The following is a 14266-nucleotide window of genomic DNA, read 5'->3' as shown; positions in this document are numbered from 1 at the left end:
ACATGCTCTTAATAAGAGGGGAATAAAAGGGGTGAATGTATACCTAAGACTGTGGGATGGAGGCTAGTTTGACTAAGTGTTGAAGCTGATGGAGGCGCTCTATGAATCGCTCAATATGCAAAGCACTTCAAGGGGAGCACCCGTACCCGCATATTGTCGAGGAAATTCAGCTAAGTTCAAGATTTTTGGGGGTTTAAGTACTATCGCGTATCTGGAATGGAAGGGTTTGTGACATAATGACCGGGAATCGAACCGTTTATATATCATATAGCTGGACGAACGAAGAACATAAGAAGAATGTTTGGATATTCGCGGAAATGCTTGTTAGAGACGGTATTCAAGTAAAGATAGACATATGGGATCTTAAGAAGGGGCATGATGTACATGTTTTTATGCAAAGCATGGTCACCTCCAACGAGATCCATAAGGTACTGATTATATGTGATAAAGGTTACAAGGAAAAGGCTGAATCGAGAAAAGGAGGTGTCGGAGCGGAGACGAACATCATTACGTCCCAGATTTACGACATCGCCAAACAAGAGAAATTTATTCCTGTCGTTGTCGAGAAGGATACGGATGGTCAACCTTATATTCCTACTTATCTTTCTACCCGACTCTATATCGACTTGTCATCATCTAGTTCCTTTGAGGAGCAGTACCAGAGTCTCGTACGCGATATTTACGGGGTTCCGCTTCATAAGAAGCCCTTACTAGGACAACCCCCACAATACTTGTTGGCCGAGGTCGGCGTAGCTCTTACAGCTCAACATGAGGATAGGGACTCAGCAAAGGAAGAAGAGAAAGTCCGCTATTGGTATCAGCAGTTGGTCAAGAAAGATGAGGATCATTCTGAGTATATAGCCCCTTTTTTTGAATATTTCAGAGATGCGATTCACCCGAGTCCGACAACCGTTGCTCTTTTGTCGTCAACTATCCAATTGGACATGGAAATTCGCATTTATCGGATGCTGGAGCAGGCCACGGACAAGATGCTCTTCCTTGATGTACTGAAGAGATACGGGCTGGAAGGATTGTTTATAGAGCGGGTTATTGACTACTGTCAATTTGTGAATATCAAAAGTTTTGAGAATCATCGGTATTCAGAGTTATTGATGAGGTTGTGTGAATATTTTAATCACTTACACGGGCATGAGATTAATTATATCAAGGCGCTTTATAGACACGTTTCTAGGGCAGACGAGAGATTCCAACAACGGGGGAATGACGATAATGGACTGGACACGATCAGTTTATACATAGGGTTGCTTTATCCTGATCTCATTGTCCCCCTGCTCGAGAAATATGGGGAGAGACTTACGGGGTGGTTTCCGACTATTACCAATTGGGGCGGCAATCTAGAGATAAACCAAATTTTATCAATCGTCAATGGTTGTTCGTTAAGTGAAAGTGAGAAGGAGAAGCTCAGATTCAGGTATTTGGTGGGCCTGCACTTTAGGGCAAAACTTACAAGTAACATTTATCTGATACTGAAGAAACAATTGGAGGGGGAGTATCACCAACGTCCGATTGAGAAGATGAATGTTTACGATAGCACAGTGGAATTCAAATTCTCCCATAAGGAGTATAGTGAACGGGACGTCTATTATTCCATCAAAGTGGAGGAGGATATTGTCTCCTATTGTGTCCGAATAGGGTTGGGAGAACTGGAATTAGCGATTACTCAGCATAATGTAGCTGAAGACGGTATCGTTGATATGCATTTTCGTTATGGGGATAAAAAGGGACGGATCAAAGAATCGGATTATAACAATTTTGATCAGAGTGTAGCGGAACGCTTAAGGGAATATATCAACCTGTTCCTCAGCGCATCATTTTCAGTGGAGGCTACATCCATGTCAATCGCTAAAGAGAAGCCATCTGTTTTTATAGGCTCATCTGGTAAAAATGTGAAGTTTGCGAAGGCTATACACTTTAACCTAGAAGACGAAACTTATCCAACTCCTTGGACTGCCCATGATTTTCAGTTGTCGAGCAGCATATTAGATGGCTTGATTGATGCTTTAGAAAAATCGGATTTTGCAGTGTTCGTGTTTGCTCCTGACGATGCCGCTACAGCGAAGGATCAGCAAGTAACGATGGTACGTGACAATGTGCTGTTTGAGCTTGGGCTGTCTATGGGTAAGCTAGGTAGGGAGCGAACATTCTTTGTGGCGCCACGAGAGTTGGGGGACTTGCACATTCCTACTGACTTGCTCGGAGTCACCTATGCCCCTTACGATGCGAGTAGACCGGACGGTAACTACGAAGCAGCGTTGCTAACGGCTTGTGAGAAGATAAAGAGAGAGATTGCACGGGTAGGGTCAAGAGCAAGATGATCGTTTAAGCAGACATATCATTGGATGAATTCAAACCTAGATGTAAGAACAAGGGGTAAGAAGAAAAGGAGCACGATGCCAAGCATTGCGCTCTTTTTTGGTTCGAGTCAGCGGCAAGGGTTTTCAAACGTAGCACATCAAACGGTTATTATTATGGTTGTGAAGAAAATTGACCGTCCGACCCGTTACGGTGAAGATTTTCACACGTAACACATCAAACGGTCAATTTATTAGATAAGATAAAGTATTTTAAGTTATTGCCCTTATAATATATCTCATCTGTTATAACTCCAGCGTAGATAAAATAGGAAGAATGGATCAAGGATATGTAATTCTTGATCCTTCCATTCAAGAATACGGAACATTTCTCCACTCTCATGAAGTATTTTTTGTATCTGTATAAGAGTGTTTGAAATGGTGAGTGTAGCTGGTGTTTTTTCACCATCTTTGAGCACATTATTAATCCTTCTCTGTATATCAGCAATATCAATACATACTAATGGAGGATCTTCAGCGAGAGCAAATAAGACAACATGATAAATATCCAAGTTCTTTCCATTTCTAAGATTATACTGTGTACGGTTATTGCGACCTTGAACAGGGCCAATAACTAATTTGCGTATTACTGCCTCGTAATTCTCATGATCCAAAGTTGTCTCTTCAAATGCTTCAAAAATGCTTTGTTCATTTTCTATGGAAGTAATGTTTGTATCTTCATCAATGTTTAAGACGAAAGATAGGTTTAGGCAATTTTGTTGCATTAATTGAGGAGAAGTAATACTTTCTTTGACTAATAAATCAAGGAATACGTCAGGAATCTCAACATGCAACAGATCAAAGCCCGTTTTTGGTATTTTTCTTAGTTCTTCATGGGTCCAAGGTTCAATATTAATATATCTCACACGTCCACTTAAATCAGGATTCAAGCGAATAGCATCGTCTGCACGGTGTGGAAGAGAAACAACCACTGCCTTTAGACCATAAAAGATTTGACTTTTTAATATTCGAGAAATATATTTTTGGACTTCAGAGTTAATATAATGAAAATCATCAATTACCAAGACTTTTTCATTGCGTATCAGATAATCAATAATTTTGTTGCTACTTCGCTGCTGTTTTTCTTTAACCGTTTCAGAATCGCTTTCTTTCAATCCCGAAGTAACTTTACCACTAAAATCCGCTAATAAAGGTACACCAGCCTTTGCACCAGCTTCACCACTAAAGTTATTCTCAAAAGTTTGTTGACTAGTGGTTTCAACTTCTAAAGGCATCTCGAGTATTTCGGCAACCTGAATCCAAAAATCATCTGATTTTTGAATATGAGAACCACTCACTTCAATAATTTTATCTGTAGGTATTACACTATGACATAGAACTGTTTTGCCCGATTTTGATGACCCGGTAATTAAGGTCAAGACGCCTTTAGTTTTGAGCGCTTTAGACAATCGTGATTCATATGTATCTCGTCCATTAATTGATCTATTTACATATGTAAGTTCTGGGAACGAAGTAGGCTGAAAAACCTCAGAAGATTCATACTGCCTTCTAACCATTGTACGCTCCTCCTTTCTATTACATATCTTTACCAAGTATAGCATAAGATAAAATGGGTCACTAATTATAACTTTATACGTAATTGGATTGAAAACTCCTATTTGAAATTTTAAAAAATTTTTACTTTTATATTAAACATATTTGAGTTTGGGGATTCGGAGTATACAGCACAATAATCTAGTTAAAACTGATTTTTGAAATTTTATTTCGAAAGGATGTTACATTGTGCTCTTAATTAAGCATAGAAAAACTAGAAAACTGCTATTCCTAATCATTAAAAGAATACAAAAAGAATTCATTCAAAATCCAGAAAAACATAATTTAAGTATCAGTAAAACAGATATTTTAAATATTGAAAGATTGTTAATAAGAAGGCAGATTATAAGCAAGAGGGAATCTAACAAATACCTTAAATCTGAAACAAGCTTCTCATATTTAAGTATTATTTGTATAAGTTACCTTGGTTTTGCTGTGCTACAAGGCCAAAATGGTAGATCTCCTATTCCTAAAACTTTTTTTGAAATTAATGAAAAACCCGACCCAAATTTCGTATTACAAAATTTATTGATGCAAATCGCGAATCATTCACTGGCCATAGTTAATCTTGTGAATAGTGGACTTGATACTTCAGCGCGTACTCTTTTAAGAGGTCTTTTAGAATTATCATGGCTAACAGTTGTAGTAATTGCTGAGAAAGATAATTTTAAAAGGTACTTTGATTCAAAGAATGAAGAAGCAGAAAAAGGGATTTGGCGTAAGTACTTTTCAATAAACAGTTTAAACTCTAGTTTAGAGGAGATAGAGAAGAAATTAGGCCTTTCTGAAGAGGTAATAAATGAACTGAAAGAAATAAGGAGTAAAAGTTACACTTACTATTCCAGATATCTACATAATTCATATGCATGTGTTATGTTAGGCCCCTACTCTTTTTCCTTTAAAGATATGGAGAGTATGCATATAAGTTTGTTTGGAAAAGCCTCTATGGCATCAAAACAGACTTTGGGTGTTTTAAACTGGAATCTAGTATACTTGATACTTTTGATTTGGCCTATTCTTTATAACATCCACAATTTCACAGAGTATCGAAGTGATTTAGTATGGTTAGAGGCATTATCCCTACGAGAGGCAGTATTGGATGTTTATGAAATAAACAACTTGAGTAATGAATAACCTTTCGGATAAATATGGTCTTGTATTTAAATATGAATTTCAATTAGACTTGATCAATTATCAGAAGTTAAATTGACCGTCCGACCCGTTACGGTGAACCGTACCACAAGTAACGGCAAGATTTTTCGGAAAACTCGCAGAATGCATTTTCGTACTCAGCGGTCTCAGCGGCCGAGATTACCCTGGAGCCATAACGGCTGAGTCGGAAGCAGACATGACCGACCCATCAATTGGATTGCTAGGAGCTTGTCGCGCCCGCGAAAGCTCCTTTCGCATTTTTCGCCGCCCCCTGCTTTTATCCACCTAACTCCTCTTTTATCCATCCTCCCCTCTTTTGTAAACCTTCCAAGACCTCTTCGGGGACTTCCCTGACCTTGATATCTTCACCTAGGAAAAGAAGCCAATTCGTGATATCCGTCAACTCTTCGGGTTGATGTACGTTGACAAAAGTCTTTAGAATGGCGGTGGTTTGGTAAGGATTCGTATAGGAAAGGGAAACTTTTAAAGGATGGTATTTTTTGAACTGTGCAATCGCCTTTGGACCAAGTTCCAGGACAAGGTTCGTACCTTCTTCCTGCTTACTTAGTTTTTCTACTATTTTTTTTCTGCTTACTCTTTTTTTCGTATCGTATGGTTTGACATCGGTGAGATTGTCGACAGGGAAAATCCGTCTTTTTTCATCCTTCAAGTCAAAGCCTTCAATCAGCCAAACGCCTTTTTCATGATAAAGGTGCAAGAGATAAACGGGATAAGACTTGATTTCCTTCTCTTCCTTAACGGAAGTGAATAAATAGCGATCCAAAAGAAGGATTTGGATGAGCTTTTCTAACATGGGATGGGGGAGATCTGATAGGTCAAGCAGGTCGGGATTATGGGGGTTGGTTCCTTCAAAAAGCAAGATTTGATTTAAAAGTACAAGGTCATCTTGCTGGTTTTGTGAGATGAGGCCGAGTAATTTTTCAGCTAGAGACTGACGGCTTTTTAGATAAGGGAGTTGTTTATTTCTTGTGGCCATGAAGGCGATAAAAAGAGCTTTAATCTCATTATCGGTAAAGCGAACAGAGGGAAGGACAGAGTTGTTCATGACAAAGTAACCCCCAGCCCTTCCCACTTCAGCGACAAGTGGCATCCCCATGGCTTCAATTTCTCTGATATCTCGAATAGCTGTCGAACGAGAGATGTTAAATTCTCGCATGATTTCGGAAATGGTAAAGTAGGCCCGGTTGTTGATATACCGCATGATTATATTAATCCGTTCAACTTTTTTCATCGGGGCCTCCTAAACAGTATCATTTTTTGACATGATTTAAGACTATTATAAACTCATCAAGGGAAAAGACATATCATTTGATCCAAGTAAAAACGAGGAGGTTTTTGGATTATGGCAGATTATACTCTGGTAGAAAAGGATGGCTTTACCGTTTTAGGTATTGGATTTGAGATTACGAGCGAATTCAGAGATTTTGCAGGCATTAACAAGGAAAAAGCAGACTTTTGGTCGGCAATTAAACAAGATGGAAGGCTAGACACTTTAAAAGCAATCGCCACCAATGACTACATTTTTGCCGTAAACGAAGCGGTGAATAGCAAGATGATGCATTATGCTGGCGTCATGACGGAGGAAACGCTGCCGGAAGCGACTAGAGTGATCCAATTTCCCAAGGGGGAATATCTGGTTGTGAAAGGGGAAGGAAAGACGTTTGATGAAGTGAGTAATATGCTTACGGGCATTGCCTTTGGTCAAGTCTTGCCTGAAGCAAAGGATTTTGCCTATGTTGGAGGGCCAAATACAACGGTCGAGATGGGGATGCGAGACGGCTTGGTAATCGGTGAAATCTGGATTCCGGTTGTTAGGAAATAAAGAGGAGGCATGGACTTGTCCTATATCGTTGATTTTAAAAATGTGTCTACGGTTGGTTTAGAGTCTTCACCTGTAGCAGAAGCTCTCGCTGGTTTACGTGCGAATGAAGCCCGTTACTTTATGAACAAATACAAGCATGAATTTACGGTTGTACCAGCCAGCGAAAGCCAGGAGACTCTTGATTATGTGAACCGAATTTTGAAGGAAGAACGTAATATTGAGTTTTCGGCAAAACCTTTGGAGACCTCGCGTTTTCAAGTGGAAAATATCCAATTTGCCTACGTCTTTTATGAGGATGGTCTGGGGATCAATGTCATGTATACGGTTGATGACCCTAAGAAGCGGGCTGTTGGTTTTAAGCTTTCTGAGGGGATGGAGGTACCTAAGGAGCTAGAAGAGAAGTTTAAGTTTGCTAGGCAGAAGTCTAAACTGGCTGGAACCATTCGGGGCTCGTTTTTTGTCATCAAAGGAGAATATTAAAGCAAGCCTCTAGCCGCTGTTTCAAGGCACGTATTTGTGCTCTTGCAGCGGCTTTTTCATGTGAATTCGGACTTTTCCGGGTGGCGCCCCAAAACACCCAAATTTAGACCAAAAACCAATTGACTTAACAATATGCCTCGTGATACATTGTGCATACACAAAATGCACAATTTGTTGAGGAGGGATGGAATGCTGGCCTTAGACATTCGGAATTTAAATAAAAAATACCCCAACTTTCAGTTAAAAGACGTATCGTTTCAATTGGAGAAGGGTTATATTATGGGTTTTATCGGTGCCAATGGCGCTGGAAAAACGACCATGATCAAATCGATCTTGAACATGATTCAAATCGATAGCGGAGAGATATGTATTTTGGGCAAAAACATCGCTGAACACGAAATCGAATTGAAGCAGGACATCGGATGCGCATTCAGCGGTGTCGATTTCTATACGCGCAGCAAGATTAAAACGCTGACGAATATCACGAAGAAGTTCTATAAGAATTGGAGCGATGAAACCTACTACAGCTATCTTAAAAGATTCAAATTGGACGAAAACAAAAAAATCGCTGAATTGTCCACGGGAATGAAAGTAAAGTACAGCCTGGCTCTTGCTTTATCCCATGGCGCGAAGCTTCTCATCTTGGATGAACCGACAAGCGGACTCGATACGGTCGCAAGGGACGATCTGTTGGATATTTTTCAAGAGCTCATCGTTGGCGGCGAGATCAGCATTCTATTCTCCACGCACATTACATCCGACTTGGAAAAATGCGCAGATTTCATTACCTTCATCGAAAACGGGCAAATCATCGCCAGTTCGGAGAAACACGATTTTATGGAGTCCTATCGTTTGCTCAGCGGCAGCGAGAGTCAGTTGAACGAAGTGAAGGAACATTTGATTTCCTACAAAATCAACTCATTCGGCTTTACCGGATTGATTCATGCCAAAGACTTCGATCCATCCTCCGAAATAAAGTCGGCAACGCCAAGCCTAGAGGAGATCATGATTTATTTCGCGAAAAAGGAGGATGCGTATGTATAATTTGGTGATGAAGGATTTGAAATTGGGAGTAAACCCTTGGTTCTTCACATTACCCTTATTTATGGGTGCCTTGACACTTATTCCTGGTTGGATCTATTTTATCGTTCCATTTTATTTTTGTTGGATATCGGTACCGAACATATTTGGCGGATTTAAAACGCAGAACGATTTGATGTTTAGCTCGATGATGCCCGTAAACAAAAAAGACATCGTGAAAGCCAGGATAACCGTTGTTGTCATCTTGGAATTATTGCACCTTGTCTTTGCCATGATATTCAGCATATTTACGCTTCGCTTATACCCGCATCTAATCTACTATTTCTTCGCGCCGCACATGGGTTTTTGGGGATTATGTTTTGTCATGCTCGCGATTTTCAACATCGTATTCCTACCCATGTATTACAAGACGGCGTATAAGTTTGGCGCGGCATCGGTCGCAGCGATTACGGCCGCTATGCTTTTTGCCGGAGTTGCGCAATGGGTCGGCATCCAGAGTCCGTGGGTGAACGACATTTTCAATGGCTCTGGGGCTGACAATACGCTGCTTCAACTATCCATTCTGATCGTAGGCATTGTGATATTTATTGCATTCACTCTAATTGCCTACCGGATTGCGGTGAAACGATTTCTGAAAGTAGAGATATTATGAACGTATCGATTTCGAACACGTCCGAAAAACCGATTTATCAGCAGCTTTACGAACAAATAAGCGCCCAAATTCTGAAGGGCGAGCTGGAAAGCGGCTACTGTTTACCTCCTATTCGTCGAGCTGCACTGGAGCTTGGCGTTAGTGTCATTACGGTAAAGAAAGCTTGGGAAGAACTCGAACGAAGCGGGTTGATCCATACCGTAACAGGCAAAGGGTGTTTTGTAGCCGGATTCTCGTCTGAGGAGATGCTGCGATTACGCAACGATTTGATCTTAAAGCAAATGGAAAGCGACACCTTATACTACAAATCCTTTGGCCTCACACTAGGTGAAGTTATGGAGTTGTTGAAGAAGATTTATTAACAGTCCCTCTATACTGTTCGGTCACCGGAACTGGATTGTCAACACCAAACTAGACAAATTCCTTTTTAACTGAGCTAGCGATTCAAACTTGCGATTTTTCACGAACTCCGCTTTGATCGGTTTAAAGGTTGCTTCCGCAACTGCATTGTCATAAGGACAGCCTTTCATACTCAATGAACGTCTGATCTTGAATGTGGTTATCACTTCATCAATCGTGAGATTATTAAACTCGCTGCCATGATCCGTGTGAAAAAGCTGGATTTGACGCAGATCTCCTTTTACGCTTGCAAATGCTTGATAAACAAGTTCGGCATCTTTGAATTTTCCGCAGCTGTAACATTTACCAAATCGGATGTACCGGAGTTGATTGACAAACTTAACGCTTCAAAATATAGGGCGGTTTATTTGGACAATGAGATGTATCTGCGTATAACAAATGATAACTCCATACTGATTAGTAAGGATAACGGGTCAGTTTGGAAAAAATATGATACCGACGGTGTCGACGCAAAAGATTTTGCTAACTGGCTTCTGAAAAATGATCCGATTCCAGGCTATTCAATGAAAGAAATCCAGCGTCGCTTAAGAAACGGGGCAGAAGTAAAACATTTAGTGTTTGAAAATGGAAAGGAAATGTATTTTGTAATGGACGGGAACGGCGTACAGATTGAGCTTGTACAGCCTGAAAAAATAGCTTCTGTCCTGATTGATGGGCAGAGAATGATGATTACTTCTGAGAGACTTCCCATGCCTATATCAACACAGATGCTGAAGTCATTTTATAACTTGTTAGTCTCCAGCAACATACTGACAAAAAACCAAGCAGAACAAGATTATTCGGAAAGAATAAAGCATCTTAAAGAAAATGATACGATCTTTACGGTAACGAAATAAAGGGAATTACCAATCTCTAAATTGTCAATCAGCGTATTTTGGCAAACAATAGCTTACTTCCATTTACTTTTGGTAATTCGATGGTAAACATTTCCAATATTGAAGAAGTAGAAGTGTAGGATTATACAAGGTTAAAAGATAGAAGAGGCGGACAGTCGCAAAAAACCCCACATGTGTAGGGTTTTTTGCAAAAATTACAGATCCCAAGGGTTGGTCTGTAACACTTCGATAATTTTTTAATATTATGTAATACGTTTTAGTTAGGCCTATCCTGGTCTGAATCACCTTTGGTGAAATATATATTGTTTTCTAAAAGATTTAATTTCCGTACTGATTTTCCATAAAAAGATATCACTGCATTTAAATTTACAACGGATAAATCTATGGGTAGGAATCTGGATGGTAAGACGAACTGATCATCTTCTGATGTAAATTCCTTTTTAAAACCAACTGATTCTAGTCCAAAATTAAACATATCTGTCGTGCAATAGAAATCTGCGAAAAGAACATCCTCTTCAGTTCCAATCTCTACAATTTTGTTAGCTAGTGCAATAGAAGCATCCTGATTCTTCGAAATAAATTCAACTATACGTAAATTCTTTGCAGTATCATTGACTATTCTTTCAACCCTTGCAACAAACAAGCCTTCATAATTTCCAAGTTGATCTTGGACAGTATACACTAAGTATTCAAAGGTTGGATGGTTTAAATATCTCCAATTAAGAAATTCATAATTACGTGAAACACTAATAGTCTTGGGAGCGATATGCGTATAGTAAAATGTATTCCATTTATTTTCATCCAGGTCCCTATTAACTATTTTTTCCCCGAATTGTGAAACCTTTTGAACGATATTGTAATTTCTTAAATAATATTCATTTCCATTTAATAATACCTCAGCGGTTTTTTTCTTATTAAAAATGCCAATCATCCGCATTAGTTTATGTATGGGTTGCATTACATAATCCTGTGTAATAGTGGGAGGAGAAATACGCATTGCTAATTTACTAAGAGCTATTCCAAAACTGCAGAAAATAGGATATAGCTCAAAAGGTTTTCCGAATATTAGCAAACCGGCCATGGATTTTCTATATTCTTCCAATACTATAATATTTGTTACGTTAGATGCCAACTCTGTCTTTCCATTTACGTTAAATTCATATAACATCAAGCCGCCTAGCCCAATAATTTTGCCATCTTCCCATACACCTATAGCTCCATAGTTATCCTTTCCAATATACTTTTCATGCATAGGATTGTTATAAAACATGAAGTCAAGAAGAGCTCTGTCACGACTTAAAATGTGTCCCTTTTTCCATATTTGGTCAATTGCTTCCATATACATAGGAGCTTCATCTTTCTTAAATAGCCTGATCTCCATTACTCCATTCCACCTTTTGCTGCGGATTTATTGAAGTACCGTCATAATAGGCCTTCGAATTTTGGGATGCCCCTCTTATCCATTTAGGGAGATCATATCATTGACGTAAGATCCGGTAAATAACAAAACTCATTTCAATCGTAACTCGAAACAAAAAATGTTACTATAAAAGGTTAGGTTAGTATAAAGTTTTATGCAAAATCAGTCGATATTAAGTTTATAGAGATTTTTACTTTGGATTATCGTATAGTTTAACAGACATAGTATTATTGAAGGAGGATTTTATTGTGGATTTACAAACAAAATTAAACTTATTAGAGGAAATGCTAGATCTGGACCAAGGTTCATTAGAGGTAACGACAGAGCTTGAATCATTGGAAGATTGGGATTCAGTTGCGGCAATTTCTTTAATTGCTCTTGTTGATGAACACTTTGATAAGACAATAAGTGGAGCAATGATTAAAGAGTTTAAAACAATTCAGGATATTATAAATATAATGGAATGAGGATTTAATCCACTTGAATCGTTCTGTATTGATTTATTGAATGAATGTATTGGGCTTTCCTAAATGGTGCTCTTATCTTTGAGTAATGTTGTTCGAAACATCATTCCAGCAAAGACTTAGAGCACTTTTCCTATTATTCAAGAGATATCGTTAACATAGAGGGAGTAGAGCTTAGTGGCAAATGCTGTTTTTACGAATATACATATTGGCGGCATAGCGTGTGCTGTGCCTGAGAAGGTCGAGAAAATTACCGATTATATTGACCAATTAGGGGAAAATGAAGTTTACAAATTTATAGAAACGACCGGAGTCAAGGAACGTCACTGTGTGTCTGGTAATCAGACTACTTCGGATTTGTGCTTTGTCGCAGCTGAACAATTAATGAAAGAGAAACAAATTGATAAGGAGAGCATAGATGCATTAATTTTTCTTACACAGTCTCCAGATTATATTCTACCTGCGACATCACATGTCATTCATAAAAGACTTGGATTATCAAAGAATTGTATAGCATTTGATATTAATTTGGGCTGCTCGGGATATGTATATGGATTGTATTTAGCTTCTACCATGCTACAAGGTGGAAGTATTAAGAGAATATTATTCCTAGCCGGAGAAATCTCAGTTGAAAATCCGGAAGCCTCCATCAAGGATGTAATCCTTTTTGGACATGCTGGAACAGCTACAATTATCGAGCGTGGAAATACGGAAATGAAATGCTTGCTGAAAGCCAATGGAGAAGGCTACAGTTCATTAATCGTACCGGGCGGAGCCGTAAGAAATCCAATTATGGGTGGTAAAAACTATTATAAACAAACAGCCATGCATATGGATGGGGCTGAAGTTTTTGGATTTACGATTACTGAAATACCAAGAGCTTTTAAAGAATTTTTCAACCTTTACGGCGGAGATATTCATGACTATGATTATTGCGTATTTCATCAGGCCAATTTATTCATTCTTAAACAACTAGCAAGAAAATTAAAGCTGCCTCTTGAAAAAATGCCAATTTCCTTAGATAGATATGCTAACACAAGCAGTGCATCGATCCCATTGGGGATTGTTGATTTATGCGAAAGAGAGCAGGTTCCGGAGACGATTAAACTCATCACATCCGGATTTGGCGTAGGTCTATCGTGGGGAGTAACCAGTTTCGAAGTGGAATCTAAAAATGTTTTACCTATGATATATACCAGTGATTATTACGAGGAGGCCTATCGTGGATAATCTAGGTGCTTTTAATCCATTAGATTTATCAAATAGAAAAATACTCGTTACAGGAGCTTCTTCCGGAATTGGGAGGGCAACTGCTATATATTTATCAAAATTAGGAGCAAGATTAGTCATTACGGGAAGAAACCAACAGCGACTGAATGATACGATGCAGCAATTATCGGGAAGTGGTCATCTTCAGATAATTGCCGATTTATCAGAATTGGAAGATATGGGTTCATTTTTTGATCAGGCAACGAAAGATGGCGTAAAACTGAATGGGTTGGTTCATTGTGCGGGTATTACAAAAGTAATACCGCTAAATGGGTTGACTAGAATTAAGATGCTTGAGGAAATGAATATTAATTACTTTACGTTTATTGAACTTGTCCGTCAATACGCGAAGAGGAAATATAGTGATGCGGGAAGTATTGTGGGCATTTCATCAATTGCAGGGGATAGGGCTGGACAATGCCAAACGAGTTATGCCGCATCCAAGGCGGCTATGGATATCTCCGTTCAAACGTTATCCATTGAACTAGCCAAGAAGGGCATTAGGATCAATACGGTGTTGCCTGGTTTGCTTCGTACAGAAATGGTTCTACGTGATGAATATATCGGCCCTGATCTGGATGATGTGAGTAAATTCCAATTATTGGGGTTGGGAGAGGCTGATGATGTTGCTGGTGCATGTGCATTTTTAATCAGTGATATGTCTAAATTCATTACAGGCCGCCGGCTATTTGTTGATGGCGGCAGTTTCTAATAATAACAGAAGTGTAGGGGAAAGCGTAGGACTTTTTACAAATGTGAAACG

At 39.1% G+C, this 14266-nt stretch carries 14 protein-coding genes; 11 read left to right on the top strand and 3 right to left on the bottom strand.

The window, feature by feature from the left end:
• The first annotated feature begins 236 nt into the window (after positions 1-236).
• The gene (locus NDK47_RS27240; protein WP_251872838.1) at positions 237-2336 is read left to right on the top strand and encodes a TIR domain-containing protein; all 2100 of its coding nucleotides are present in this window, start codon (positions 237-239) and stop codon (positions 2334-2336) included.
• A gap of 275 nt (positions 2337-2611) precedes the next feature.
• Here the strand turns inward: NDK47_RS27240 and NDK47_RS27235 are convergent, their stop codons facing one another.
• Positions 2612-3889 carry an ATP-binding protein gene (locus NDK47_RS27235; RefSeq protein WP_251872837.1) on the bottom strand — a complete coding sequence of 426 codons (1278 nt, stop codon included), beginning with the start codon at positions 3887-3889 and terminating at the stop codon, positions 2612-2614.
• A 226-nt stretch (positions 3890-4115) separates the two neighbouring features.
• Here NDK47_RS27235 and NDK47_RS27230 point away from each other — a divergent pair, with 226 nt between their 5' ends.
• The gene (locus NDK47_RS27230; RefSeq protein ID WP_251872836.1) at positions 4116-5060 is read left to right on the top strand and encodes a hypothetical protein; all 945 of its coding nucleotides are present in this window, start codon (positions 4116-4118) and stop codon (positions 5058-5060) included.
• Positions 5061-5355: 295 nt separating this feature from the next.
• On the opposite strand, the gene NDK47_RS27225 is transcribed toward NDK47_RS27230, so the two are convergent.
• Positions 5356-6330 (bottom strand): helix-turn-helix transcriptional regulator, encoded by a 975-nt coding sequence (locus NDK47_RS27225; RefSeq protein ID WP_251872835.1) that lies wholly within the window; start codon positions 6328-6330, stop codon positions 5356-5358.
• 111 nt (positions 6331-6441) lie between these two features.
• Here NDK47_RS27225 and NDK47_RS27220 point away from each other — a divergent pair, with 111 nt between their 5' ends.
• The 6 genes from NDK47_RS27220 to NDK47_RS27190 all read left to right on the top strand — a co-directional run bounded on the left by NDK47_RS27220 (position 6442) and on the right by NDK47_RS27190 (position 10350).
• Positions 6442-6921, top strand: coding sequence for a GyrI-like domain-containing protein (locus tag NDK47_RS27220; RefSeq protein ID WP_251872834.1), 480 nt, complete (start codon positions 6442-6444; stop codon positions 6919-6921).
• 15 nt (positions 6922-6936) lie between these two features.
• On the top strand, positions 6937-7401 hold the full coding sequence (locus NDK47_RS27215; RefSeq protein WP_251872833.1) for a DUF8821 family protein: 465 nt from the start codon (positions 6937-6939) through the stop codon (positions 7399-7401).
• 189 nt (positions 7402-7590) lie between these two features.
• The gene (locus NDK47_RS27210; protein WP_251872832.1) at positions 7591-8445 is read left to right on the top strand and encodes an ABC transporter ATP-binding protein; all 855 of its coding nucleotides are present in this window, start codon (positions 7591-7593) and stop codon (positions 8443-8445) included.
• Entirely contained in the window at positions 8438-9094 is a 657-nt protein-coding gene (locus tag NDK47_RS27205) for an ABC-2 transporter permease (protein WP_251872831.1), read from the top strand. The genes NDK47_RS27210 and NDK47_RS27205 overlap by 8 nt, the downstream gene beginning before the upstream one ends.
• Complete coding sequence (locus NDK47_RS27200) at positions 9091-9456, top strand: GntR family transcriptional regulator (protein WP_251872830.1); 366 nt, start codon at positions 9091-9093, stop codon at positions 9454-9456. Before NDK47_RS27205 ends, NDK47_RS27200 begins: the two co-directional genes overlap by 4 nt.
• A 363-nt stretch (positions 9457-9819) precedes the next feature.
• Positions 9820-10350: a hypothetical protein gene (locus NDK47_RS27190; protein ID WP_251872829.1), complete on the top strand. Its 531-nt coding sequence runs from the start codon at positions 9820-9822 to the stop codon at positions 10348-10350.
• 256 nt (positions 10351-10606) lie between these two features.
• On the opposite strand, the gene NDK47_RS27185 is transcribed toward NDK47_RS27190, so the two are convergent.
• Entirely contained in the window at positions 10607-11731 is a 1125-nt protein-coding gene (locus NDK47_RS27185) for a GNAT family N-acetyltransferase (protein ID WP_251872828.1), read from the bottom strand.
• A gap of 287 nt (positions 11732-12018) precedes the next feature.
• On the opposite strand from NDK47_RS27185, the gene NDK47_RS27180 reads away from it, so the two are divergent.
• From NDK47_RS27180 to NDK47_RS27170, 3 genes are all read left to right on the top strand, one after another.
• Positions 12019-12237: an acyl carrier protein gene (locus NDK47_RS27180; RefSeq protein ID WP_251872827.1), complete on the top strand. Its 219-nt coding sequence runs from the start codon at positions 12019-12021 to the stop codon at positions 12235-12237.
• Between the two features lie 174 nt (positions 12238-12411).
• Positions 12412-13464: a 3-oxoacyl-ACP synthase III family protein gene (locus tag NDK47_RS27175; RefSeq protein WP_251872826.1), complete on the top strand. Its 1053-nt coding sequence runs from the start codon at positions 12412-12414 to the stop codon at positions 13462-13464.
• Positions 13457-14215, top strand: coding sequence for an SDR family NAD(P)-dependent oxidoreductase (locus NDK47_RS27170; protein ID WP_251872825.1), 759 nt, complete (start codon positions 13457-13459; stop codon positions 14213-14215). The genes NDK47_RS27175 and NDK47_RS27170 overlap by 8 nt, the downstream gene beginning before the upstream one ends.
• Positions 14216-14266 lie beyond the last annotated feature (51 nt).

It is taken from the genome of Brevibacillus ruminantium (assembly GCF_023746555.1).
GTDB lineage: Bacteria > Bacillota > Bacilli > Brevibacillales > Brevibacillaceae > Brevibacillus > Brevibacillus ruminantium.
This window is presented reverse-complemented; position numbering and strand designations above follow the sequence as displayed.